A 24,931-nucleotide genomic window follows, 5' to 3' on the forward strand; every position below is an offset into this window, starting at 1 on the left:
TGGCGATCGTCACGACCACCTTACACCGTTGCCCGGCTTTCCGTTCGTCGCAGACGAAGATTGCTCAAGGCTGGCGTCCGCCACCGGGGCGCGTGCCCAGCCGGCGAATTGGTCAGTTGAAGCCGTTTTCGATACGGGAATAGGATTCCTGCGTGAATGCGTAGACCTGCGCTCCGGTGAAGGAAGCCGTCAGCGCAATCACGACGAAGATCGCCAGGATCTTGGGAACGAAGGTGAGCGTCACTTCCTGGATCTGGGTCAGCGCCTGGAACAAGGCGATCACCACGCCGACGCCCATGGCGGCGGCCACCGCCGGGCCAGAGGCGGTAACGATAGTCCAGACGGCGGATTGGACGATGTCGAGAGCGTCAGCTTGGTTCATTTGGTCTACTCCACCGTCAGGCCGGGAGCGAGAGGCAATGTCCGGCCATCTTCGAGTAGGGCCTCGACGCCGCCCTCGACGACGCGCACAGCGGCAACCGTGCCCGAGATCGTCCCGTCGGCCGATGTCGCGGTCCGTCCGATCAGCGAATTCGCCTGTGTTAGCGCCGACACCATCATTAGCGAATCCAGCTTCTTGTTGGTCTTGATCGACTGCTCGACACCGGCGAAACTCGCGAACTGCGCGATGTATTCGGTCGAATCCGTGGGATTGAGCGGGTCCTGGTTCGACATCTCGGCAACCAGCAGCTTCAGGAACGCGTCGTAATCCATGCCGTTCTTGCTGGACGCGGCGGTAAGGCTCGCGCTGGCGGATGCAGGTGGGGTCGAGGTGACGGCGCCAATACTCATCAAAAGCCTCCGGCGGCAAGCCGCAGTTCGGGTGTCTTGGTACGGGCTGGCCCAGGCGATGCCGTTATAACCCGCAGGATATCGTCCTCGATCGGGATAAGCGTGCGCAGGCGTTTCAACGCCTCGAACGCCCGTTCCCGTTCGATCAAACCCTCAATTTCGGCGAGACCATCGACAATGTCGCTGTTTTGATAGGTTCCTAGCATGCTCTCCAGGGTCTTGCCGAACAGTTGGCGCGCGGCGGCGGCGCTGTTCGGATCCATCAGCATCATCTGGACGATGAAATAGAGCTGGCGCAGCGGTGTCGTGGCCTGTTCGGCCTGCATTACATGGCTCTCGAGCAGAAAGGTGACGTCGTTGAGAAATTCCAGCGTGGTCTTGCGATCAACCTTCAGAACTGCGCCGTTGACAAAGATGCGTTCGCCAGCCCGCAGCGTGATGCGAAGCGTTGCCATCCTCAGTTCAACCCGTTGCGGATCAGCGTGGTGATCTCAATGATGCCCTTAAAATTCTGGGACTTCCCGATCCGGATGTCTTCGGCTTCGCGCATGATCCACAAACCGACCGAAATCAGTTCGGCTCGGAGTTCGTCCGGCAGGCCGTTCTCGGCACTCGCGAGATCCTCGACGAGGATCGCCCACAGGCTTCGGGTGGTGTAGATCGCCTCGATGGCATCGCGCGAACGCGGGCCGTTGGCCTCGGCGGTCTTGAGCAGCGCGATCGAATGATCGAGTGCCTGGCGCTCACGATCGCGGGCATCGACTTCGACGTCTTGAGCCACTTCCGCGTAAGAGAACTGATACATTCCAACCCCTTGTTGCCCACCCGGATGACGCATTCGCGCCGAACCGGGTCTTGCGATCTGTCTTTTCTTGCGAGCAGCGAGCCGGAACCCCTATCCCGCCGAATTTTCTTGTTGCATCCCGGGTCATCAGATCCGGGCGCCCGCCTCCGTCCCTACAGGTAGTTCAAGATGCTGAGGCGCGAGATCCGCGCGGTCAGCGCATAGGAAGACTCCAGCAAGTTCATTAAATTGGTTACCCGCGTCGAAGCTTCGTATGGGTCAACCTCCTCAATCGAAGTGATCGACATGTTCAGAACGGTGCTGCGGCCTTTCAGCGACTGGTCGGCTCGATCCAGGCGAGCTTGGCTGGCACCGATCTCGCTTTGCATCGTCTTCAACTGTGACAATCCCAGGCTCAGACTTTCGACCGCCCGGCTTGTGACAAGCTGACGTGCCTCCTCGTTCATTCCGAGAGCGCCAAGGTCGCCCAGCATCACGTAAGCTTTGGTAATGTTACGGAACGCGGCGGCATCGGCCGCGTAGCTGACATTGATCTGGCTTTCGCCATTGATGACGTTGTAGACGGGCGTGCCATCCGCGTTTGACCAATTGCCCCATCCCAGACCGGCGGTTGGAGCAAGCGCGAACAGATCCTCGAACTCGGTGTCGATGAAATCGCCCAGATCCGCGGCGCTGATCGTTTCCACCGCCGGATCATTTTGGTTGAACCCAAACTTCGTCAGGAACGCATCGGCCGTCGCCTGCTTTGCGGTCGAGTTGTCCTCATAGGTACGAGTGTCGCCGCCCCCGACCGCCTGAAAGGCAATGGGCGGCTTCTCCGTGGCCGCCCCCGAGAACAGGAAGCGCGATCCGGTCGAACTGTTCAATGCTGCCATCAACTGCTGGAGACCGGCGGCCGCTTGTTGAACCGTGGCTGAAACGCCCGGCGTACTGGTTCCGTTGCCGATCAACGAACTCATGAACGCGTCTGCGGTCGCGGCCATTGACGTCATGGCAGACTGCATGACGTCGAAACGTTGACTGATCAGGCCATTGGCCTCGCGCAAACGGTTCGTGCTCTGAAATTCGGCGCGCAGCGAGATCGCCTGGCTGGTCCGAACCCCAAGCGCCAGCCCGACATCGGCGAAGCGCCCCGTCGTGACCTCCTTCTGTGCGATCTGGAGGTCGGCCTGAATTCTGGAAACAGACGAGCGAGGGGCCGTGGAAAGCGAATAGCTGGATACGAGAAAATTCGACATCGTGTCTCCGATCAGGCAATCGCAAGGAGGGCATCGATCATCTGACCGACGGTGGAGATCAGCTTGCTCGATGCCTGGTAGGACCGTTCGAGATCGAGAAGTCGGGTCATTTCCTCATCGAGGTTGACCCCGGTCCGGTTCGACAGGGTCTCCCGGGTCTGGGCGAGAAGCACCTTGCCGTAATCGACATCCGCAGTCGCTTCGGCACGGCGGCTCTCGAGCCATCCCATGGAGGCGGCGGCGTAGTCGCCTAGCGTTCCGGTACCACCAGCTCCGAGCGTGATGTCGAAGCTTCGCGTCGTTGAAAACTGGGCGACGAGGTCGTTTATCCGGGAGGTGAACCCGCCCGCGCCCTTCGAGTTGTAGACGAACCGCGCTTCGTCGGGTTGGCCCGCGTGGGAAATTCCGCCGTCCCTGAGGCGCATCGGGTCACCGCCGACGGTATTGTCCACTCCGGCAGCGACCTTGATCAGTCCGGCAAGGCCAACGGTCGCCGCGGACGAGCCCGGCACGGTGGTCATGCCCGTGGCGGTGAACAGCCCGGCATAACGATTTGTGTCCGGCACGGCCGGGGGCGGAGCGGGATTTTGCTCGGTCTCGGCAAAGCTGTCGACGAGTGCGAATGCCAGCGCGTCGAGCTGTCCCTGGAACGTGATGGCGGTCTCGTCGCGCAGCTGCAACAGACCGAAGACGCTGCCGCCCTTGATCGGCATGGGCGCCAAGGGACCGAAGACGCTGACCCCGTCGATCTTGAACGCGCCACCGCTGACGGTCGCGCTATAGGCGGGGGATGGCGTGAAATCGATCGGACGCCCCGTCGTTTCGAACAAGGTGATGCCGGAGTCGGTCGTCAGGACAAGGTCGTTCCCAGCCCGCATCTGCACGTTGAGACCGACATATCCCGACAATTCGGAAACGATCTGGTCCCGTCGATCCACGAAATCGGTGATGTCGGCATTGGTAGCCGTGCCGACCGTCACCCGCTTGTTGACCGTTTCGAGCTCGGCAAGAAGCTTGGTCATGGCGGCCGCAGCTTGGGCAAGCTGCGTATCGGCATCCTTCCGCATGTTCTGGACCGCCGAACTTGCGCGGTTGAGGCTGCTGGCCATGTCCTTGGCGGCGGAGATCGCGGCCTCGGCGGAGGGCGGACTTTCCGGCGTGACGGCGAGTTGCGACAAGGCGTTCTGAAGCCCGACGAGCGATGCCGCCGGAGAATCGAACGCGTCGACATCCCCGATCACGTCCCGGATTCGGTCGAGCGCGTTCGCGGTCACCTCGACGGCGCCTTCCGTCGAATTCGAGGTGACCAACGAACGGAAAAGCGCCTGATCGCGGGATTGGGCGACCGAAAGGATCTGAACACCGCCCTGCCGGCCGGTGCCTAGAGTGGCGTATTTCCGCGTTGCCGATGGATTGTCGGCATTGGTAATGTTGCGTGAGACGAGCGCCGACTGCGCCGAGAGGCTTCCCAGCGAGGAGCGCGCGTTCGAGAATGCGGTAAGAAGCGACATGACGTGGAAAAGTCCTTGGGGGACGCCGGCCGGGTGTGGCTCAGCGCTTCAGATTGACGAGTACGTCGAGGATTTCCGAACCCGTCTGGAACACCTTCGAATTGGCGCTGTAACTTCGCTGAGCTTCGATCATATCCGTAAGTTCGGTAGCCAGATCGACGTTCGACTGCTCGATCGCCCCGGACAAAAGGCCGCCAAAGCCGTTGCCGCCCGGAGTTCCGATTTCGGCAGCTCCCGAATTCGACGTGGCGCTGTAGACATTGCCGGAAGCTGCGGCGAGTTGATCCGGACTCTGGAACCGCGCGAGGTTCAATTGGTAGAGTGGGATGACGCTGCCGGTGGACAGAACCCCGCTGATCTGTCCTTCGTCGGTAAACGCGAACTCGCTGATGACGCCGGGTGGGTTGCCGTTTGCATTCAGCTTTGCGCTAAAGTCAGTGGCATACTCGGTAATCTCGCCGAAATTGACCGCGACGACGGCCCCGTCCGACAGGGTCATGGTACCAGCCGCGGGGGCAGTGACGGGAAGACCGTTTGTCCTATCGAAAACGATATCCTGGGTCATCTTCGTCAAGGGCGTCCCGGCATAGGGAAAACCGCCACCGGTCGACTGGGCGCGATCGTAGATCGTGACTTCCCACGTGCTGTCGGTCGATGGGTCGCCCGCGGTCTTGGTGAAATACGCGTCGAGCGTTCTCTCCCGGCCGACATTATCGTAAACGACGAGCGACAGCTTCTTGCTGAAGACGCTGTCGGCGGCATTGTCAGCAGGTGTGTTGACAGCGCCGACGGCGGTTGCCGAAGCGGGGAACTGCAAAGAAAGGTCGGCCGCCGTCGTTGCCGAGGGCGCCATCAGCTTGCCGACCGGCAGCACGACCGGTTCGGTCTGGCCACTCGCCAGCGACGTTCCGGTCAGCCGAAAGCCCGCTGAATTCACGAGGTAAGTCTTGTTGGATTCGGCCTCGGTGCGCTGGACGAAAGAACCGGCGCGGGTATAAAAATCACGACCGGCCGCGTCTTGAACGACGAAGAAACCATCTCCCTGGATCGCCAGATCGCTAGCCGACGAACTCGCCGAGACGGCGCCCTGCTGGCTGATCAACTGACGAATCTGGGTTTTAACAGCGCCCGAGTTGTATTCGTTGCCGCTGTTCGCAACCAACAGCGAAGAAAACTCCGTGGAGCCGCGCTTATAGCCGTCGGTGCTGGCGTTGGCGATGTTTTCGGAGACGACCGACAGGCGGTTAGCCTGCGCGTTCATCCCCGAGACGCTCGTTCTGAAGACGCCGTTTATGCTCATCGTCCGTTACTCCATGTCCATGACTTGGCGGCCATGAATAGGGAGCGAAGCTTGCGTCGACCTGATTGTGAAACTTCCGTTTAAATAACATTCGAAAAAGAAAAAGCTCTGCCAAATATATTGGCAGAGCCTTTGTCCGTTAATACTTTTGAAACCAATTCGACCTTACTCAACCCCAATCCCGTAGCCGAGATAGCGCTTCGACGAGACGGGGTCATAACCAAGGCGCATTTTTAGCTTCTTGCGAAGCTTGGAAATATGGCTCTCGATGACGTTCTCCTCGACGTTCTCGTCAAAGATGCCATAGATCGCGCTGAACAATTGCTGCTTGGAGACGCGACGACCGCGGTTGGAGACCAGATATTCCAGGATGCGGCGCTCGCGCCGCGGCAGCGCCATGGGCTTACCGGCAACATCGGCGTCTCGCCCATCCTGGTAGACAGCGATTTCTCCGACCACCGTGCCCGTATCCTCGGCGCTTTCGCGGCGACGAATGGCGCCTACCCGGGCCAGAATTTCCCGCACATGAACCGGCTTGGCGACAACGTCGTCGACCCCGGCCGCGAACAGATCGAGCGTACCGTCCAGATTGCGGCTTTCGGACAGCGCGATCATCGGCGCATTGGAACGAGAGCGGATCAGACGCGGGCAGAATTTGCGCTCGTCGAAATCTCCGAGAAGGAAGGCTTCGACGCCGGAAATATCCGATTCAGGCGCCGTCTCCACCCACTCGCGGAATTCATCCGCATGGAAACCGGCCGCCGAAACGCCCTCGCGTCCAAACAAGGACTGGTAGCCACTCGTAACAAGCTCACGATTGTCGACTACAACGATCATATTTCCCTCCGGCCTCGACGTTATGTCTATGAACAAAGACCTAACCTGACCCGAGTCTTGCGCCTATCCTGAAATTTAGTAGTCCGTTAACCATCCTGCCCGATTTTCGGCTAAGTATCGAATCCGACTCAGGAATTTTTTTCGTAAACAAAACCTTAATGGTCGCCATTCGCGAAAAAAGCCTGCGATATCGAATACTTGGCCGACCACCTATCGCCGCCGATCGGAGAAATTGCTGATATATCCTCCCCGGCCGACCGATTCCCTCATGCGGGGATCGAGCCGAGGGGCCGATCTTTCGGACTAGAGGTAAGTCGAGGGGTCGAGATTGCGCCGAGCGATCGGGGATGCAGCCGGCGTCGACGCCGGTGACCCTGACTCCCGTCCGCCTTCTCGTCCTTCGCGCGAGGACTGACGATGTTCGAACCGCCCGTTTTCCGCGGAACCGTCACCTGCGCGTCCTTCACCGCCAGTCCCGGCATTGGCGGATGGCGATGCCGACGGCGAGCGCTGGGTCGCAGGATCACGAACCGCGATGCTGATCGCCGCCTCGTCGACCGTAAAGCCCGCCTTGGAAAGCAGTGTCTTCAGGCCCTCGGCGTCATCTTTCAAGCGAAGTGCCGTCTCGGCCTTGCTCGCAACCAGATGAATCGCCAATTGCCCGTTCACTAACCGCATGGTGACGTCGAGCTTGCCGAGTTGCTCCGGCTGCAGCTGAATCTGGATGGTCTTCAGCGCGGCACCTCCAGCTCGCAGATGCAGTCGCCCGTCATCGCCGGCGGTCCCCGGAGCCGGCCGAAGATCGGCCAAGGCGCTGGTGACGGCGGACGCGACCTGACGAGACGGCCGTCCGCCTGCCGCCGGATCATTGAAGACCGCCGTATCGGCGTTCGAATTGTCGACACCCCAGGCCCCGGTAGCGGTCGCCATCCCGCCATCCGGTGGGCCCTTGCCGCCTTTTCCAGAGACCCGGATGTTTCTATCGGCCGATCCCGTCTCGGAAACACCGCGCAACCGTGTCGCCTCGCCATCTTCCTGGCCGTCCGCATCGCCGGACGCCTCGGCTCCGTCGGTGCGATTCATCTCGACTGGCGCATCGGTGGACGCCAGAAGACGTCCGAAACCGGACGCCCTGAGGGCCGGGCCGACCGAGCGCACCTGACCGTCGAGCGCGACAGTATCCGCCGGTTGAAAATCGGTGCGCATGGAGACGAGGTCAACCCGAGCAGGATTCGGACGACCATCTACGCTGCCACCAAGCAGCCTGACCGCCACTTCGGCCTGATGGGGGACCGCGACGGTTTTCAACATCAGGTTCGACCGATCGAGGGCCGTTGTCGGCGCGCCGTCCGGTTTCGGCAGTGCGCGGGCGGCCCGGTCGAAGTCCGTGGCCGGAATGCCGTCCGGTTTCGCCAAGGCGTGGGCGGCTCGGTCGGGGGCCGTTGCCGGAACCCCGTCCGGTTTCGCTAGGGCGTGGGCCCGGCCGCTGTCGGAGCGGGTCCCCAGCGCATGGTTCACCAGAAGTGTGAGCGGCGAGACGTCTTCACTCTTTTGCTGGTCGGAGGGGGGCGTTTCAAGGCTGGTGCCGGCCCGTTTCGTCTGATCGAACTCGCCCAGAAGTTTGGCGAGGGCCGTTTCAACTTCCGTCTCGCTGGGATCACCGTGCCCATTCGCGTCGACATGCGGATCCTGACCATCCTTGCTCACGACATCCCGTGGGTCGCGGCCTCCCATTTTCCCCGCGGCGTCCACCGCCGACTGAAAACTTTCACCGGAACCGGCCTGGCTTCCCGCTCCCCTGCCGGCGGGTCGTTGTGCATTGAGCGACTGTGATTCGGTATGGGCGAGTATGGGGGCGGTCATGGTGCAGCCTTTTTCAAATCGTCGCGAACAGCGTCGAGGATCGCCGCGCCCCGCGCGAGAATCGGCGACAGCGTCGCGGCCTCCTGCGGAGCCTCAGTGCCGACGATGCCGGCAACCATAGGTTTGCGCATTTCGCTCAGCACATCCATAGCGGCGTTGCGAAGCTCGCGGTCTGCGGGGTGCAGAGCGTCCGGATCTATGGCCTCGAGGGTTGCCTTCACCTCGGCGAAGTCGCGTTCCGTCAATGTCGACGCGACCTCGTAGAGCAGCGCCCGCTGGCGCTCGCCCTCCCCGGCTTCGTCATAGGTCAGCGCCTTCGCCGCTGCCTTGTTCGCCAGCGTCAGATTGCCGGCCACCAGGGCCCGCCGTCCGACAGCCAGATAGATACCGAGTTGTTCCAAGCGCGGAATCGTCGCTGTCGCGTCGGCAATCGTCGCGATGACCGCATCCTCCGTTCCCGCCGGTCGGGCGGCATACACTGCGGCGAAGCGAGCGCGAAAATTACCCGCGTAAGCGGAGGCGGAAAAGCGATCGAAATATTGCCGAGCGTAGCGGTCCGCGGCTTCCGGGTCCCCGGTCTGCTCGGCGAGCAAAACGCCCATACGGAGCGCCGCCTCCTCCAGCAAGGTTCCTGGCGCGACCAACATGACCTGGGAAAGACGCCGCAGCGCTTCTGCCGGTTTGTCCGCCTGCTGCAATTGGGCAACTGCCAGATTGACCTGAGCCGCAAGGCCACTCTCCACGTGGGTCAAATCAACTACGGATAGTTTTTTCTCGGCATCCGCGCTGCGGTTCTCCACATAGGCCAGCGCCCCTTCAAGCAACGGGCGATCTTCTGGCGCAAGGGTCACCCGTGCCAGGATTCCCCGCAGCACGGACGGCGGTCCACCGCTGAGGACGAACAGCGCCGCGGCACGCCGATTGCGCGGATCCTCCCAGGTTTCCGGTTTCAGTCCGAGGAAGGTCGGACCGTAACGCCTCAGCAGCATCGACTGCACGCGGATCGCTGGCCCGTTGCCACGCGCCACTTGATCTTGGAGGAACTGAAGCGACCGGACGATCTCGTATGGCATCGGGGCGCGTTCGCGCGGCCATTTCGATGCCTCCGGATCGGCGGGTTCCTCGTCCTGAGCCGCAACCGCGATTTCCGCCGACTTGGCCGCCTCGCCCGCTGCACGGACCCGCGTTGCGGCCGCTTCAGCATCCGGCTGGACCACCGCGGTCGGCGACGCCGTCGGCTCGGCGACAGCGGCCGATGCCGCAGCGATCAAGACCGCCGCAACCGTCCTTCCAAGACATCGAGCAAACCGCCAGTTCACGCGACCGGCTCGATCAGCAGGATCTCGATCCGCCGATTGCCGGCAGCTTCCGGATCGTCGGGATATTTCGGATCGCGGTCCGCCACACCTTCGATCGATTTGATACGGGTTTCGTCGAAACCGCCGCGGGTCAGCATGTAATAGGCCATATGGGCCCGCGCGGTGGATAGGCGCCAATTATCGTATTCGGCGCTGTGGAACGGACGCGCGTCGGTGTGACCGCGAATGACGACGTCGCCGTCGCGCCGGGCAAGGACCGCTGCGATCTTCTCCATCATCGCCACGGCCTCCGGCGTCGGCTTGGCCGATCCGATCTGAAACATGCCGGTTGCGAGATCGTCGGCGAGGGAGACCGTCACGCCGCCCTCCCCGGCAGTTACTTCGATATTGGGCGGCAAAGCCTGCCCCGACTTGGCCAGTTCCGCCTCGATCTCCGACCTGATCGCAGTCGCGTGCTCGGACGCCGCATCGGCGCCGTCTGTCGGATCGGCCGGCTCACCGGGAGTGACCTGTTCGTCCGGTGCCGCATCGGCCACGTCCTCCACAGGAGCGATGTCCTGTTCGGCCAGATCGCCCGCCGCCGAATTTTCTGGCGGCAGAACCGCAGTCTGGAATTCGGCCGGTGGCTGCGCTTCGGTCTGCCCGCCGCTTTCCACGGTGTTGGGCGTGAGCTGCCACGACGCGGGGTCGAACGGATCGCGATAGGCATCGCCGCCATTGAGCCCGGGCAGGCCCGATCCATCGGGCTTGCCCTCGAGTTTGCCGGAATTGCTGGAGACGCTCTCCGCGGCAATCTCGGCCAAAACCGCGTAAGGATCGCGGAACAACGCCTGCTCTTCGCCGCCGGTTTGATCGCCCGCCAGCGGCATGCCGTTAGGGTCGCCATTGGTCTCGGCGCGGCTTTGCCCCTGGTCGTTGGCGTCCCGCGAGGCGCCGTCGTCCTTGCTCTCGACACCCCGGCTCGCCGGCGAGGCATCATTCAGCTTGATCGGGTTGAAATACTGCGCGACCTGCTTGCGTGTCGCGTCGTCCGAGGCGTTGGTCAGCCACATAACCAGGAAGAACGCCATCATCGCCGTCATGAAGTCGGCGAAGGCGATTTTCCAGACGCCACCGTGATGCGCCTCCTCGGTGTGGGCCCGGCGACGGACGATAATGATTTCCTGGCGCTCGAGATGCCCCGCCCCGGACTGATCGCTCACGCGAGGGCCTCTTCCAGCGCCGCGCGCCAGCCTTGCAGACGCGACTCGATGACGGTCTGGTCGCACTCGATCCGAACGTCGACCAGGGTCTCGTCGCTCTGCCACGTCACGAAGTCGCTACCGGCGCCCAAGGCTTCCTCAAGGGCCGTGAGGAGATCGGCGGGACCGGTCGCGCGAACCGACAACGCCTTGCCGTCTCCGATCAGCATGCGGGTGGCATCGGCAAGTTCCAGAACGCTTTGCCGCCGGCGGGTATTGACGGCGATTGGTCTCAATACGGAGGCCAAGGTGGTCCGCACGACCATCTCGATACGGTCGAGCCGACCTGAAAATAGTGTCGCAAGCCGCTCGCCTTCGGCCGTCGCCCACTCGGCGCGCGCCGCCTCGATCGCAGCGGATTGGGCCACTTCGGCCAACTCGCGTTCCTCGGCCCGGGCGGCCTCTATCGCTGCATCCATTTCCGCCTGCAACGCGAGGCGCCCGTCATCGGGCTCTTCGGCGCCGTCGACGTCCGCGTCCATGTCCGGCAAGGCGTCGGTTCCGTCGCCGGAGTCCAGCGACTCCGGCATGTCCGTCGCCGGCCAATGCGCCTCGCCCGTCAGGTCGGGCATCCCTGCTTCAGGCAGGACCAGCTCGTCGACCTCATCGACCTCGACGATCTCCGGAATAGGCGATGAAATGACTGGGACGGCAGTCCCCGTCTCGACATCGCGGCTGGCAACCAGGATCGGATGTTCGAAGGTCGGCTTGCTCTGGCGATCCACGGGCGCCAGACTCTCGAATGGCATTCCGTCGTCCGCGTCGAATTCCGGGAGGTAGTGCGCGAGAGGGAGCATGTATTACGCCGCCTGTGTTTGGTGTATCCACTGCTTGAGAACTTGCGCCGCGTGCTCCTCGTCGAAATCGACGAGCTTTTCGAGACGCGCCTTTGGCGACGTCGCCTGGTTGCGGGTCAAATCCTCAAGATAGGCCGGGTCCATCCCGACCATCTGAGCTATATCGTCGGAAACTGGTGCGGCGCCGACGTCGAAGTTCAGGCTGTTCAAAAGGTCGGTATTGGGCGAGTCGAAGGGATCGACCTCGTTCTCGTCCTTGGCCGGCGGAATCGCGACGATCGCTCGAATCGCGGGTTTCAAGCCGAACCAGATGAGCAGCACGGCGACGGCAAGGATCGTCAGCGCATTGATCAGCGTACCGGACTGCCGCATGAACATCTCGCCGAACCCTGGTGAGGGGATCGGCTCGAGCGCGCTGCCGGTGTCGAGGAAATCGACGGCGGTCACCTTGAGCTGGTCGCCGCGTTCGCTGGAAAAGCCCGAGGCCGAAGCGACGAGCGACTCGATCTCACCGATGCGCGCATCGACCTGATCATCCGTCGCGTTCTCGCCGATCGCTTCCAAGATACGCTGACGGTTGATGACAACGGCGATCGACAGGCGCTCGATCTCATAGCCGTCGCTGGTCGTGGAGATCGTCTTCTCGTTAATCTCGTAATTCGTGAGCTCCTCGCGCCGGTCCTTTTCGTCCACCGATTTTTCGCCCGTCCCCGTCGCCGTCTCGTCTGCGGCACGAACGTCCTGCTCGACCCCCACGGGGGCCTGGTTCGTCGAATCCTGGCTCTGCGCCGTCTCACGGATACTGCGCGTCGAGCGTTCCACTCGGCTCTCGGGATCGAAAATCCGCTCGCTCACCTGCCTGCGGTCGGTGTTGAGGCTTGTCGAGACGCTGCTCTGGAAATTGCCGATGCCAAGATAGGGCGCGAGCGTACGCCGGATCGATTCCTCGACGCTCTTCGACACCACGCTCTCGATGCCGAGCAGCTTGCCGGGCGCAGCGGACGCGGCATCGTCCCCCGATGCGAGCAGTGTGCCATCGGCGTTGAGCACCGTCACCTCGCCAGGCGTCATGCCGGGAATGGCCGATGCGACCAGCGAGCGAATCGCCTGAGCGGAGCCGAAATCCTGCGAGCTGTCGGTACGGATGACCACACTGGCCGACGGCTTGCGCTGCTCGCGTCGAAACGAACCCTCGTCCGACAGGACAATGTGGACACGCGCGGCGCGGACATCTCTCAGGGTCTGGATGGTGCGGGCGATCTCCCCCTCCAACGCCCTGACGCGGGTGATTTCCTGCATGAAGGAGGTCAGGCCGATCGACCCGAGATTGTCGAAGAGTTCGTAGCCGGCGTTTTCAGAGCGCGGCAATCCCTTCTCGGCCAACAGCATGCGCGCCGGAGCTGTCTGCGAGAAAGGCGTCAGAATGGCGTCTCCCTTGGCACTGACGTCGAAGGAAATGCCAGCCTCGGTCAGGGCCGCGCCGATCCGGGTCACATCAGTCCGATCGAGGCCGGAATACAGCGTCTCCATGTCGGGACGGGACAAATAGTAGCTGCCAAGGCCGACGAGCGCGATGACGAGAAACCCGACGAGGCCGAGAGCCGATAGTTTTCTCGGGCCGAGAGAGGAGAGACTGCTGAAAAGCTGCTGAGTTTGTCCGTTAATGGCGAGCGCCATGAAGTAACCCTACGATTTTCCGGTGGCACGAAATGCGATCGGCCGGACCATGCCGACCGAAGCTTGCGCGAGACCACGGTTAACGAAAGGTTAACGCCCTCTCCGCAGCGGTTACGTCCGGGCAGCCGCAGGGCTGCGGACAAACGAAAACGGGCCCGGCCTTGATGGCCGGACCCGTTCAGATGTCCTGCTGTCTATTTCCGGCGGAGGTTTACCGGAAGAGCGAGAGCAGCGACTGGCTGGAGGAGTTGGCGATCGACAGCGCCTGAACACCGAGCTGCTGCTGCGTCTGCAGCGCCTTGAGACGGGTCGACTCTTCGGTCATGTCCGCGTCAACGAGCGCACCGACGCCCTTGGAAATGGTATCCATGAGCTTGGAGACGAAGTTCGTCTGCATCTCGATGCGGTTCTGCACGGCGCCGAGGCTGGATGCCGCGGTGGTGACCTGCGACAGTGCCTCGTCGACAACCCGGATGTAGGCCTGGACCTGGCCGGACGTCACGCCACCCGTCGAAATGTCGATGGCGGTGACGCTGGTCGAGAACGAGCCGGTTGCGGCGGCAGCTGTATCGGCAGCGGCCAGACCAAGGGAGGCCACGGTGGGCGGAGTCGCGCCGGAAGCGGTCGCGGCGCTGACCGTGAAGTCCTCGAGCGAGTTGAAGCTCACTGCGCCTGCAGTGATCGTCACGTCGATGCCCTGGATGCCGGCGTCCTTCAGAGCCTGCGTGTAAACCGCTGTCAGGTCGCTGTCGGACTTGATCGTGCTGCTGGCAAGGCCGGCCGCCGTCAAAGTCGCCTGAGTGATCTCGACCGCACGACCGGCAGCGCCGTTCTGCGAGATGCTGAACGATATCTTGTTGTCGTTACCGAAGCTGACTGCCGTCGTCTCAACCGTCGAGGTGCCGGTTGCCGCGGCGAATTGATCGATATCGATGGTCTTGTCGAGAATGCCGGCATTGGCGGAGAAGAGCCGGATGTTGGCAATATCGACCTTGATCGAACCAACCGAAAGCATCCCGGAAGAGTCACGCGACAGCGAGGAAACGATTTCCTTCTGCGTGCCAGCGGCAGTGTTGCTGAGCCAATTCTGACCGGAGAACGACGCCGAATCGGAGATCGTCTTCAGCTGCTCCTGCAGCGCGGTGATTTCCGACTGAACCTTGGCCTTGTCGACGCCTTCGCCGGTTGCCGTGGTCAGCTTGGCCTTGATCTCGTTGAGCACATCCTTGGCGGCGGTGAGACCGGTATAGGCGGTGTCGACCGTGGCCGCGCCGATGCCGAGCGAGTCGGAGACCGCCGACATGGCCTGGTTGTCCGAACGCATGGTGGTGGCGATCGACCAGTAAGCCGCGTTGTCCTTTGCCTCACCGACGCGATAGCCGGTGGAGATGCGGGCCTGGGTCTGGTCGAGCGAGGAGTTGATCATCTGAAGGCTCTGGAGAGCCGTCATGGCGGAAGCGTTGGTGTTGATGCTGGTCATAGTAGGGTGTCTTCCCGTTACGCGAATACAAAATTGGGATGAGACAGTCCGGGTTGGCCGGGATAGCGAGTCGGCATCATGCCTGTGGTCTGATTTTCCCGTCCGACCACTTCGCTATGCCTCCGATATAACGGGCGATTTCCTTCCAGCTCCTTAAAGCAACGCGACCTCTTCCGCTTCGATCTAAACTCCTTCGACTTATGGTTAACCAACCGCAACCAAGTATGGTTAATGGAAAGTAACATCGACGCGCGTAGCATCCGGCATATGCGAACCCAGGGCGACGGAGGGATCGAACCATGCCCAACAACGAAAAAGGCCGCCCCTTGCGGAGCGGCCCTTTCATGCAGTGATATGGCTGTTGGGGGTGGGTTAGCCTTGGAACAGCTGCAGAATTGCCTGGGTAGAGGTGTTGGCGATCGACAGCGCCTGGACACCGAGCTGCTGTTGGGTCTGCAGCGCCTTGAGGCGGGTCGACTCCTCGGTCATGTCGGCATCGACAAGAGCACCGACGCCCTTGTCGATGGTGTCCATAAGCTTGGAGACGAAGTTCGTCTGCATCTCCACCCGGTTCTGGACGGCGCCGAGGCTGGATGCCGCGGTGGTAACCTGCGACAGCGCTTCGTCGACCACCCGGATATAGGCCTGTACCTGTCCCGACGTGACGCCAGCCACCGAGATGTCGATGTCTTTGACGGCCGTCGAGAAGGTGCCGGTGGCAGCGGCAGCGGTGTCCGTCGCCGCAAGACCGAGGTCAGCGACCGCGAGGCCACTCGCCCCGGAGGATGTCGCAGCGCTGACCGTAAAGCTCTCGAGCGACTTGAAGCTCAAGGCGCCCGCGGTAATCGACACATCGATACCCTGAATGCCGGCGTCCTGCAGCGCCTGCGCATAAACTGCCTTGAGATCGCCGTCGGACTTGATGGACGTACCGGCCAGACCCGCGGCGGTCAGGGTTGCCTGGGTAATTTCCACCGTGCGGCCAGCGGCGCCGTTCTGCGAGATGCTGAACGATATCTTGTCGTCGGTGTTGGCGAAATCGACTGCGGTGGTCTCGACCGTCGACGTGCCGGTCGCGGCCTCGAACTGGTCGATATCGATGGTCTTGTCGAGAATGCCGGCATTGGCGGCGAAGAGGCGGATACTGACGATGTCGACCTTGATCGACCCGACGGCGAGCTTGCCACTGGCATCGCGCGACAGCGACGAAACGATCTCCTTCTGCGTGGTCGCGGCCGTGTTGCTGAGCCAATTCTGACCGGAGAAGGACGCCGAATCGGAAATCGTCTTCAGCTGTTCCTGCAGCGCGGTGATTTCCGACTGCACCTTGGACCTATCGACGCCATCACTGGTCGCGGTCGTCAGCTTGGCCTTGATTTCGTTGAGCACGTCTTTAGCGGCGGCCAGGCCGGTATAGGCGGTGTCGACCGTGGCCGCGCCGATGCCGAGCGAGTCGGATACCGCCGACATGGCCTGGTTGTCCGAACGCATGCCGGTGGCAATCGACCAATACGCCGCGTTGTCCTTCGCCTCCGCGACACGAAGTCCAGTCGAGATCCGGTTCTGGGTATTGTCCATAGCCATGTTCGTCTGCTGCAGCGTCTGCAGAGCCGTCATCGCGGCGACGTTGGTGTTGATACTCGTCATTCTATTACCCTTAATGGCGCAGTCGCCCTTCATGGGCTTTTTGCTAAATCAAGGTCCGCGTCATCATGTTCGGTACCGTCGCGGGTTAACCTAGGTTCTTAACGTTAACCAATTGTGAAAATGTGTCCCGACCGGGTGTGTTCGGCGCGTTTAAAAAAACGAGCGAACCAACGATCCGACAAGCATGTTCCAACCGTCGATGAGGATGAAGAACAGGATCTTGAAGGGCAGCGAGATGATCGTGGGCGGCAGCATCATCATGCCCATCGACATGGTCAGCGTCGCGACGATCATGTCGATCACCAGGAACGGCAGCACGATGAGAAAGCCGATCTCGAAGCCGCGTCGCAGCTCGGAGATCATGAAGGCCGGAATCAGAACCCGCAATGCGACGTCGCGCTCGTCGGCGGCCCCCTGCTCGGCCGGCTCGACCCGCGTGCGGCTGGTCGCGTCGGCAATGTCTCCGAATAGCGCCAAATCCGCGGGTCGCACCTGGGTCAGCATGAAGTCCTTGAACGGATCCGTGATCCGATAGAACGCGTCCTCCTCGCTGATCGAGTTGTTCAACAACGGTTGCAGACCGTCGTTCCAGGCGCGGTCGAAGGTCGGTGCCATGACGAAAAAGGTCATGAACAGCGACAGGGATATCAGGATGAGGTTTGCCGGCGTCGTCTGCAAGCCAATTCCGGCGCGAAGGATCGACAGCGCGATGACGATACGCGTGAAGGAGGTGACCATCACCAGAAGCCCCGGCGCGACCGACAGAATCGTGACGATGCCGAACAATTGCACGATGCGGCCCGACGCGCTCGAATCCCCGGCAGGGATCAGAGCTGCCAGCCCGGATAGATCGGGGGTTTGCGCAAAGGCCGGCGTGGCGAAGAGAATGGCGAGAAGAAAGAGCAGCGGTCTCATTCGGCGACCATGGTCTGGATGAGATAGTCGATGACCGCCGGTGAGCGCAGGCGGGCCCGTTCGCGCAGGTCTTCGCGCAGATGAAGCAGTCCGCGCGTACCCTCGATCTGGGCAAGCTGGACCGAACGCAGGAATGCCAGCGTATCCGATTCGATCTCCGCGGCGAGGACATCGGCGTTGACGCTGCCATCGTCTTTCAGGACCAGCGAAGCCTCGATGCGAAGCCAGGTGCGCGGGGGCGCGTAGATGTTGGTGAGGATCGGCTTTAGCGGAATCAGGCGGAGCGGCGTCTCGTCATGCTCCGCCGTAGCCAGGTCGCTATCGCCCCTGTCGACCTCGTTTGCCGTTTCGACCGGCGGCGTGGCAGGCTCAGTTTTCTGCTCCGGCGATGCCCCGGACTTGCCGAGCATACTGCCGAGGAACGCTCCGCCGCCGCCCGCGACGAGAGTCAGAATCACCACCACCACGACGGTCGGAATCAGTCCGTCACCCTTCATGGCGCTGTCTTGTTTTTGCCGGAAGTGCCGATCTCGACCATGCGACGACCCCTCTCCACTCACGCGTCGGCGGCAGCGCCCTCATGGCGATGCCTTTGCCGACGACCGAGCGATATCGGGTCTGGCTGTCGCGAGACTTGCGGGGGTACAGTCGCCGGTTGCCCGGGCCGATCCGCGGCTTTTCCGGAAAGGCGGCAGGCCTCAGTAAGGCGCGACGATATCGTAGATCTGCTGGCCCCAACCGGGCTGTTGAACCTCGGTAATGCGGCCGCGGCCGCCATAGGAAATCCGCGCCTCGGCGATCTTGTCATATGCGATGGTGTTGTTCGCCAGGATGTCGCGGGGCCGGATGATGCCGGCGATCGACAGCACCCTGACCTCGAAATTGACCCGCATTTCCTGTTGGCCACTGATGAACAAATTGCCGTTCGGCAGCTTCTGGCCGACCACGGCCGCGACCGACAAATCGATGTCCTCGGACCGCTTGATCCTGCCCTTGCCGGCCATGTCGGACTTGCCGTTGGCGCCCAATGTCGCCCCAACGGTCGGCAGTGTGTATTGGCCGAAAGTTCCAGCCAGATCGAGCCCGGAGTCGATGCCGGACTTGCGCGAACGCTCGGAATTGTTGTCGAGCGATGCCTGGTCGCGGATCTGGATTTTCACCGTGACGATATCGCCAACGCCGAGGGCGCGCGGATCCTGGTAGAAGTCGGCACGCTCGTCGCTCCACAACGAATGCGGTGTGCGCGGTCCGGCGGCCGGGAACGCGGCCGGCTGGGCGACGATCGGCGGATTCTCATAGAGCCCGGCGCCAACCGGCGACAGGGCCGGCTCGCGAAACGCGTCCTCGCGCGTCGTCGAGCAGCCGGCCAGGGCGGCGAGCGCAATAACGGCCAAAGCTCTCACGATTTGCTCTCCGCGACCTGTTTCTCGTCCATCGAACCACCGGCGGAGGTCTTTTGAACGATCAAGTTGGTGATTTCGGCGGCGGTGGCTGGCGGCATCGCGCTGAGAATGTCGCTGGCCTGACGCGATTTCAGCCGGGCGATCAACGAGGCAGCGGAATCGCGGTCGATCTGAGCGAGTTGCGCGGCGGCAGCGTCAGCCTTCATCTTGGCATAGATGTCGACGATGATCGTGGATGCGCCGTCGAGGAAGCGGTTTCGCTCCGCCAGCCATTCCTGATAATCCTTCCGCTTGGCTTCGAGGGCGTCGATCTGCTTGCCGATCTCGGTTTCGAGTTCGGTCAATTGCTTCTGCTCCAAAGCGTAGCGAGCGTCCTGGGCCTTGTCAGCGATATTGAGACAGTACTTCTCGACCTCACTGGCGGGCTTTTTGCGTTTGGCGACGTCACCGCTCTCGCCGATGATTCGGACTTCCTGAGGTGGGATTTCGGGCGCTCCAGCCGCATGCGCGAAGCCGATCGGCGCCAGAGCAGGGGCGAAAACGACGAGCCAGGCAGCGCGCCATCCCGTTCGCGTGAAAGTCTGAATCATCATTGCACCACGAGTTCGGCCTGTAAGGCACCAGCCGTCTTGATCCCCTGCAGGATCGCGATGATCCCCGTCGGCTTCAGCCCCATACCGTTGAGGCCGCGAACCACGGATTCCAGATCGGCGCCGCCGACGAAGGCGAAGGACCCGCCACTCTGCTGGGCGTCGACGATGGTTTCGGAGGTCACCACGGTCTGCCCCTTCGAGAAGGGCTCAGGCTGCGAGACGGCCGGCAGTTCGCTGACCCGGACGGTCAGATTGCCATGGGTCAGGGCGACGGTGGAGATCTGCACATCCCTGCCAATGACGACCGTGCCGGTCCGCTCATCGATAACGACCCGCGCCACCTGGTCGGGCTCGATCCTGAGATCACCGATCTCGGCGATGAAACGGGTGCTCGACACCTTCGCGGGCCGCTTGAGATGGATCGTACGGAAGTCCTCTTCCTGCGCGACGGCCGCGCCCCAGCGATTGACGGAATAGTTGTTGACGATGTCGACGACGCGGATCGCGGTCTTGAAATCCGGATTGAAAAGCTCGATCGCCAATCGGCCGTCATCGTTGAAGGCACCAGGCACCTCCCGTTCGACAAGCGCGCCGTTCGCGACCCGGCCAGTGGTTGGTACGCCCTGGGTCAGGCGTTCGCTGTCGCCCTGGGTGGAAAAACCGCTCACCGCAAGCGGGCCTTGTGCGACCGCGTAGATCTCACCATCAGCGCCATACAGCGGCGTCATCACCAGCGTACCCCCCATCAGCGACGAGGCGTCGCCGAGCGAGGACACGGTGACATCGATGCGCGAGCCGGTGCCGATAAAGGCCGGCAGTTCTGCGGTCACGGTAACCGCCGCGACATTCTTGCTGCGCGAGGACTGGGACCGGATGTTGACACCCATCCGATCGAGCATCGACTGCATCGACTGCTCGGTGAATGGCGCGTTGCGCATGGAATCGCCGGTCCCTTGAAGACCGATCACGAGACCGTAACCGACGAGTTGGTTGGCCCGCACGCCGCGAATATTGACGATGTCCTTGATGCGGACGGTGCCGGCCGCATCGGCCGGGTTGCCACGGACATGCTGGAGCTTTGCCACAGCCTGACCGCCGGCGCCGCTATAGTCGGCGGCCGACGTGCCCTGAAGGCTCGCGGCGATGAGGAGGACCCCGAGGAGCAGCCGAACGATCATCCGTGGATCCGAACGCTGCCGTCGGCTTCGACGATACCGGAGACGACGAGACCGCTGTCGGCGTTGCGCACGCGCACGATCTCGCCTTCGGCGGCCGAGCGCAGCGCCGTGCCGAGGCCGGTGATGATCAGCCCGCCTTCGCGGAAGACCATCGTCACGGCCGCGCCGGCCCGCACCAGGTCCGGGGTTTTGAGATCCGACAGAAGGATCGGCTTGCCCGGCAGAAGAGTGCGCCGTGCCACCTGCCCCGCCAGCATGTCGTCTTCGATGACGTAGAGCGTGATCTTCTCGTCCTTGACGATATAGGCCTTGTAGGAAATGCCCCGGTCCACAACGCTTTGACCCGGATAGACGACGGCCGCAGGAACCGGAAGGTCGAGCTCGGCCGCAAATCCCTGGATTGGAACAAGCAGTGCCGCAAACGCGGCGAAACCCGTGGCCACCAAAAGGCCGGATGACAGGGCTCGAGGGGTGGTTGCCATGAAGCTCATGGACTAACGGAGTCCCTTGGTGACGACGCTTGCCATCTCGTCGGCCGCCGAAATTACCTTCGAATTCATTTCGTAAGCCCGCTGAGCGGAAATGAGCTGCGATATTTCCTTCACGGGATCGACGTTGGAATCCTCCAGATAGCCCTGATGAACCACCGCCATGCCCGGATCCCCCGGAACGCCCGCGGTCGGGCCGCCCGAAGCGAGGGTTTCCTTGAACAGGTTGCCGCCCTGTGCAGCCAATCCCGCGTCATTGGCAAAAGTCGCGATCGTCAACTGGCCTATCTCTTGCGCATCGGCCTGACCGTCCACCTGAGCGAAAACCTGTCCGCTCTCGTTGACGGTGATTTCGGTGGCGTTCTGCGGGACCGTGATGGCCGGTTCGACGCGATAACCGTCGAGCGTGACGAGTTGCCCCTCACCATTGGTGTTGAAGGCGCCGTCGCGGGTATAGAGAATCTCGCCGCCAGGCCCTTCCAATTGGAACCAGCCGGCCCCGTTCAGGGCGAGATCGAGCTTGTTACCAGTCTGATTGAGCGTGCCCTGGAGATTGATGTTGCGGATTGCCGCGAGACGCACGCCGAGGCCCAGCTGGGCGCCTTCCGGCACCACACCCTGCCCGCCCCGCGCGGGAACGCCCTGCATCCGTTCCACCTGGTAGAGCAGATCGGTGAACTCGGCGCGCGCGCGCTTGAATCCGGTCGTGTTGATGTTCGCGATGTTATTGGCGATGACCTCAACGTTGGTCTGCTGGGCGTTCATGCCGGTGGCGGCGATTGCAAGGGCTCGCATCGGGTGGCTCCTTCAGGATGATGGACCGGCATTCCAATGTTCCTGGAGCGCCGGAAAAGCAGTATTCGCGAGGCGAATGACAGGGCCGGATCGCCTCAGATCGCCATGCGGGACAGTTCGAGATAGGCGCTGACGGCCTTGTCGCGGATGGAAACAGCCGTCTGGAGCGTCCGTTCGGCGGCCATGACGGATTCGACAACGGACTGCGTCGTCGCATTGCCGTTGATCCCCTTGATCGACGTTGCCTCGGCGGTCTTGACCGTGTTGACGGCTTCGCTCGCGATCTGAGACAGAACCGTGCCGAAGTCGGCCCCAGCGGCTGCCTGAGCAGGTCCCGTTGGGGTGAATGTATTGCCGACCGCGCTGGTGCCGATGCTCGGAAAGGTTGCTCCGATGGATGGGATCATGGTCAGCTCCTCAGAAGGTCGATGGTCATGTTGATGATTTCGCGCGCCTGCTTCACCACCTGGATGTTGGCTTCGTAGGAGCGGTTCGCCTCGCGCATGTCCGCCATTTCGACGAGCATCCGTACATTCGGCATTTTCACGTAGCCCTCGGCGTTGGCCGCCGGGTTGCCCGGGTCATGCTCGAGGACGAAGGGGGTTTCGTCAGTCCCGATTCCGCCGACCCGGACCATTTCGGCACCGGTGACACGATCGAGCTCACCCTGGAAGGTGACCGTCTTGCGCTGATACGGATCGCTACCGGCTGTCGTCCCCGTGGTCTGGGCATTGGCGATGTTCTCGGAAACCACCCGCATGCGCGTGGACTGTGCCTGAAGGCCACTAGCGGCGATCCTGAGCGGGGCAAGAAGCGGATCGGACATCGGAGTTATCCCTTCACGGACATGACGAGCAGGCGGTGAAACGCCTTCACGACCGACGTATCGAGAGAATACGCCCGAGAAATCTCACCGGCCTTGAGCATCTCCTGCTCAAGGCTCACGGAATTGCCGGAATGGGTGACATCCCAAGGCGTTTCAGTGACGACATCCTGACTGTCGCTGGTACCGCCGAGCGAGGCCATATGCATGTTGCTGGAGCTCGCGAGATCGAGACGTGTCGAAGCCAGAACCTCGCTGAAGGACGCCAGGTCTTTGGCTTTGTAACCAGGCGTATTCGCATTGGCGACGTTTTCGGCCACCACCGTCTGGCGCGTGGCCAACCACGAGGTGCGCTGCGAAGCGATTCCAAAAAGATAGACCTGTTCCATGACATCTCGCGCCAATGCTCTTGAGACTCATGGTCTAGGAGGAAGCGCTTGTCCGAAGCTTGCCCTCACGGTGATAACCGGTTGAGAAGGAACGGACGCGACGGCGTAGAAAGGCTCAGGGGGCCAAGGCATCACCGTTGCGGAGCGCTTGCGTCCGATGAGCGCAAGACATCGTCAGACACGGCCGCGGCGGCCGACGAGCAGCGATGTCAGGCGTCGGGTGGGGAGATGGGCTCTTGCAAATGTGCGGCGAGGATCGCCCGACGCAGTTCCTCGGTGCCGCCGTCAGCCATCTCACCGGCATCGTCGAACGCGATGTAGGTGATATCCACCGCCGCCGCAGAGGCGCCCAGCTCAAGCTGGAAATGGGCGGTGACGCCGGCATGTTTGAACTCGAGGGCGAGCGAGACAATCGGCACGCCGCCCCAGTTCAGACGCACGTCGCCGGAATTGGCAAAGCGCAGCACACCAAGCTTGAGATACAACTCCGCCGAGGAGGTGACGATATCCGCAATATTGCCATAGCGTTCGAGACGGAGGAAGGCGATGTAGTCGACCACGTCCACGAGACGAAGTTCGGCGACGACTTCCTTGATGCCATCGGCAAGCGCCCGCTCGCGAGACAAGGTGTTGTGTTTGCGGATATCGAGCATGACTATGCGGTAGCGACTCCGACCTTCGAACCCGTCCGGGAGTGGAGGAAATAGATGAGTTCGGCAATTGCCTTGAAGAATTGCGGCGGAATCATCTGATCGATTTCGACATGATCATACATAGACCTTGCCAATAGCTTGTCTTCTATCACCGGCACGTCGTTGGCCTCGGCGATTTCCCGGATCTTCAGGGCGACCAGATCGGTGCCCTTGGCAACTACCATCGGCGCGCCGCCGTCTTCGCGAACATATCGCAGCGCGATCGCGTAATGGGTGGGGTTGGCGATCACGAGCGTCGCGAAGGGCACGTCGGTCATCATGCGCCGGCGCACCCGGTCGCGGGCGATCTGGCGCTGCCGGCCCTTGACCATCGGATCGCCCTCGGCCTGTTTGTTTTCGTCCTTGATCTCCTGCTTCGACATCTTGAGGTCGCGCCGCCAGTGGATGCGGCTCATGGCGAGATCGGCTGCGACGAGCACGATCGTCGCGATCGAGACGCCGGAGAGAAGCTTCATTGCCAGTTCGAGAATCAGTTCGGGCACCAGCACCGGATCTGCGAACATGGTGCGCATCATCGTCGGGAAACCCGACATGAGGAGCGTGCCGACGACGACGCCTATGGTGAGAAACTTGAACACAGACTTGCCGAACTCCGTCAGCCCACGCAGACCAAAAATCCGCTTGAACCCGGCCGACAGCGAAATATGCGACGCCTTTGGCCGAATTCGTTCGAAATTGATCTGCGGCGCGTTTTGGAGAACCGACGAGACGACGCCTCCGATGACGAAGAAGACGGCCGCGGGCAGAACGAACCGGGCGCCTTCAAGAGCCAGCATATGGAGGACGTGTAGGGCATCGGCACTCGTATTCAGATCCCATTGCAGGGGGTTTTCGAACGTCGTCTTGAGCACGAGAAGCAAATGGCCCGCACCGTCGCGGATCTGAAACGCGATAAAGGCCATTGCAGCGAGAAGCGACGCCAGAATCGGCGCCTCGCGCGAAACCGGAAGGTTACCCTTCTCGATCGCATCGTTGATCTTCTTCTCGGTCGGTTCTTCCGTTTTGGAGGATTTGTCCTCGCTATCCGACACGGTGGATTATACCCTCGAACCCATTGACGTTCAGTGAAGACTTGGCGGCGCTTCCCCCATGTCGCAGAATTCCTACCGTCCCCGCCTGCACCGCGC

Annotated in this window: 27 protein-coding genes; all 27 read right to left on the reverse strand. The window is 62.0% G+C overall.

Annotation, left to right across the window (positions count from 1 at the left end; genetic code table 11):
* Positions 1 to 112: 112 nt before the first annotated feature.
* The 27 genes from fliQ to flhB all read right to left on the reverse strand — a co-directional run bounded on the left by fliQ (position 113) and on the right by flhB (position 24,835).
* Positions 113 to 382, reverse strand: a complete 270-nt coding sequence (fliQ, locus tag VQ044_RS10465) for a flagellar biosynthesis protein FliQ (protein WP_327623883.1) — start codon at positions 380 to 382, stop codon at positions 113 to 115.
* Positions 383 to 387: 5 nt separating this feature from the next.
* Entirely contained in the window at positions 388 to 792 is a 405-nt protein-coding gene (flgD, locus tag VQ044_RS10470) for a flagellar hook assembly protein FlgD (protein WP_327623884.1), read from the reverse strand.
* Positions 792 to 1,247, reverse strand: a complete 456-nt coding sequence (flbT, locus tag VQ044_RS10475) for a flagellar biosynthesis repressor FlbT (RefSeq protein WP_327623885.1) — start codon at positions 1,245 to 1,247, stop codon at positions 792 to 794. Before flbT ends, flgD begins: the two co-directional genes overlap by 1 nt.
* A gap of 2 nt (positions 1,248 to 1,249) precedes the next feature.
* Positions 1,250 to 1,597 (reverse strand): flagellar biosynthesis regulator FlaF, encoded by a 348-nt coding sequence (gene flaF / locus VQ044_RS10480; RefSeq protein WP_327623886.1) that lies wholly within the window; start codon positions 1,595 to 1,597, stop codon positions 1,250 to 1,252.
* 152 nt (positions 1,598 to 1,749) lie between these two features.
* A complete protein-coding gene (locus tag VQ044_RS10485; RefSeq protein WP_327623887.1) occupies positions 1,750 to 2,835 on the reverse strand; it encodes a flagellar hook-associated family protein in 1,086 nt (361 codons plus the stop codon).
* Positions 2,836 to 2,846: 11 nt separating this feature from the next.
* On the reverse strand, positions 2,847 to 4,346 hold the full coding sequence (gene flgK, locus VQ044_RS10490) for a flagellar hook-associated protein FlgK (RefSeq protein ID WP_327647108.1): 1,500 nt from the start codon (positions 4,344 to 4,346) through the stop codon (positions 2,847 to 2,849).
* 40 nt (positions 4,347 to 4,386) lie between these two features.
* A complete protein-coding gene (locus VQ044_RS10495) occupies positions 4,387 to 5,646 on the reverse strand; it encodes a flagellar hook protein FlgE (protein ID WP_327623889.1) in 1,260 nt (419 codons plus the stop codon).
* A 165-nt stretch (positions 5,647 to 5,811) separates the two neighbouring features.
* Positions 5,812 to 6,483: a response regulator transcription factor gene (locus tag VQ044_RS10500; RefSeq protein WP_327623890.1), complete on the reverse strand. Its 672-nt coding sequence runs from the start codon at positions 6,481 to 6,483 to the stop codon at positions 5,812 to 5,814.
* 303 nt (positions 6,484 to 6,786) lie between these two features.
* A complete protein-coding gene (fliK, locus tag VQ044_RS10505; RefSeq protein ID WP_327647109.1) occupies positions 6,787 to 8,190 on the reverse strand; it encodes a flagellar hook-length control protein FliK in 1,404 nt (467 codons plus the stop codon).
* 152 nt (positions 8,191 to 8,342) lie between these two features.
* Complete coding sequence (locus VQ044_RS10510) at positions 8,343 to 9,617, reverse strand: hypothetical protein (RefSeq protein ID WP_327647111.1); 1,275 nt, start codon at positions 9,615 to 9,617, stop codon at positions 8,343 to 8,345.
* A gap of 44 nt (positions 9,618 to 9,661) precedes the next feature.
* The gene (locus VQ044_RS10515) at positions 9,662 to 10,867 is read right to left on the reverse strand and encodes a MotB family protein (protein ID WP_327647113.1); all 1,206 of its coding nucleotides are present in this window, start codon (positions 10,865 to 10,867) and stop codon (positions 9,662 to 9,664) included.
* Positions 10,864 to 11,703 (reverse strand): hypothetical protein, encoded by an 840-nt coding sequence (locus VQ044_RS10520; RefSeq protein ID WP_327650919.1) that lies wholly within the window; start codon positions 11,701 to 11,703, stop codon positions 10,864 to 10,866. The genes VQ044_RS10515 and VQ044_RS10520 overlap by 4 nt, the downstream gene beginning before the upstream one ends.
* A gap of 3 nt (positions 11,704 to 11,706) precedes the next feature.
* Entirely contained in the window at positions 11,707 to 13,380 is a 1,674-nt protein-coding gene (fliF, locus tag VQ044_RS10525; protein WP_327647116.1) for a flagellar basal-body MS-ring/collar protein FliF, read from the reverse strand.
* 211 nt (positions 13,381 to 13,591) lie between these two features.
* Entirely contained in the window at positions 13,592 to 14,860 is a 1,269-nt protein-coding gene (locus tag VQ044_RS10530) for a flagellin N-terminal helical domain-containing protein (RefSeq protein WP_327647118.1), read from the reverse strand.
* Positions 14,861 to 15,232: 372 nt separating this feature from the next.
* On the reverse strand, positions 15,233 to 16,507 hold the full coding sequence (locus VQ044_RS10535; protein WP_327647119.1) for a flagellin N-terminal helical domain-containing protein: 1,275 nt from the start codon (positions 16,505 to 16,507) through the stop codon (positions 15,233 to 15,235).
* Positions 16,508 to 16,657: 150 nt separating this feature from the next.
* A complete protein-coding gene (fliP, locus tag VQ044_RS10540; RefSeq protein WP_327623898.1) occupies positions 16,658 to 17,422 on the reverse strand; it encodes a flagellar type III secretion system pore protein FliP in 765 nt (254 codons plus the stop codon).
* Positions 17,419 to 17,919, reverse strand: a complete 501-nt coding sequence (locus VQ044_RS10545) for a flagellar basal body-associated FliL family protein (RefSeq protein ID WP_327623899.1) — start codon at positions 17,917 to 17,919, stop codon at positions 17,419 to 17,421. The genes fliP and VQ044_RS10545 overlap by 4 nt, the downstream gene beginning before the upstream one ends.
* Before the next feature lie 201 nt (positions 17,920 to 18,120).
* On the reverse strand, positions 18,121 to 18,825 hold the full coding sequence (gene flgH / locus VQ044_RS10550) for a flagellar basal body L-ring protein FlgH (protein WP_327647121.1): 705 nt from the start codon (positions 18,823 to 18,825) through the stop codon (positions 18,121 to 18,123).
* Positions 18,822 to 19,415: a MotE family protein gene (locus VQ044_RS10555; protein ID WP_327623901.1), complete on the reverse strand. Its 594-nt coding sequence runs from the start codon at positions 19,413 to 19,415 to the stop codon at positions 18,822 to 18,824. The genes flgH and VQ044_RS10555 overlap by 4 nt, the downstream gene beginning before the upstream one ends.
* Complete coding sequence (gene flgI, locus VQ044_RS10560; protein ID WP_327647124.1) at positions 19,415 to 20,596, reverse strand: flagellar basal body P-ring protein FlgI; 1,182 nt, start codon at positions 20,594 to 20,596, stop codon at positions 19,415 to 19,417. Before flgI ends, VQ044_RS10555 begins: the two co-directional genes overlap by 1 nt.
* On the reverse strand, positions 20,593 to 21,078 hold the full coding sequence (flgA, locus tag VQ044_RS10565) for a flagellar basal body P-ring formation chaperone FlgA (protein ID WP_327647125.1): 486 nt from the start codon (positions 21,076 to 21,078) through the stop codon (positions 20,593 to 20,595). Before flgA ends, flgI begins: the two co-directional genes overlap by 4 nt.
* 12 nt (positions 21,079 to 21,090) lie before the next feature.
* A complete protein-coding gene (gene flgG, locus VQ044_RS10570) occupies positions 21,091 to 21,879 on the reverse strand; it encodes a flagellar basal-body rod protein FlgG (protein ID WP_327623904.1) in 789 nt (262 codons plus the stop codon).
* Positions 21,880 to 21,974: 95 nt separating this feature from the next.
* A complete protein-coding gene (locus tag VQ044_RS10575) occupies positions 21,975 to 22,286 on the reverse strand; it encodes a flagellar hook-basal body complex protein FliE (protein WP_327623905.1) in 312 nt (103 codons plus the stop codon).
* Between the two features lie 2 nt (positions 22,287 to 22,288).
* Positions 22,289 to 22,705 carry a flagellar basal body rod protein FlgC gene (gene flgC, locus VQ044_RS10580; protein WP_327623906.1) on the reverse strand — a complete coding sequence of 139 codons (417 nt, stop codon included), beginning with the start codon at positions 22,703 to 22,705 and terminating at the stop codon, positions 22,289 to 22,291.
* A gap of 5 nt (positions 22,706 to 22,710) precedes the next feature.
* Complete coding sequence (gene flgB / locus VQ044_RS10585) at positions 22,711 to 23,091, reverse strand: flagellar basal body rod protein FlgB (protein WP_327623907.1); 381 nt, start codon at positions 23,089 to 23,091, stop codon at positions 22,711 to 22,713.
* A gap of 209 nt (positions 23,092 to 23,300) precedes the next feature.
* Positions 23,301 to 23,744, reverse strand: coding sequence for a hypothetical protein (locus VQ044_RS10590; RefSeq protein WP_327647127.1), 444 nt, complete (start codon positions 23,742 to 23,744; stop codon positions 23,301 to 23,303).
* A gap of 2 nt (positions 23,745 to 23,746) precedes the next feature.
* On the reverse strand, positions 23,747 to 24,835 hold the full coding sequence (gene flhB, locus VQ044_RS10595; RefSeq protein WP_327623909.1) for a flagellar biosynthesis protein FlhB: 1,089 nt from the start codon (positions 24,833 to 24,835) through the stop codon (positions 23,747 to 23,749).
* Between the last annotated feature and the right edge of the window lie 96 nt (positions 24,836 to 24,931).

It is taken from the genome of Aurantimonas sp. C2-5-R2, assembly GCF_036549495.1.
Classification (GTDB): Bacteria; Pseudomonadota; Alphaproteobacteria; order Rhizobiales; family Rhizobiaceae; genus Aurantimonas; species Aurantimonas coralicida_A.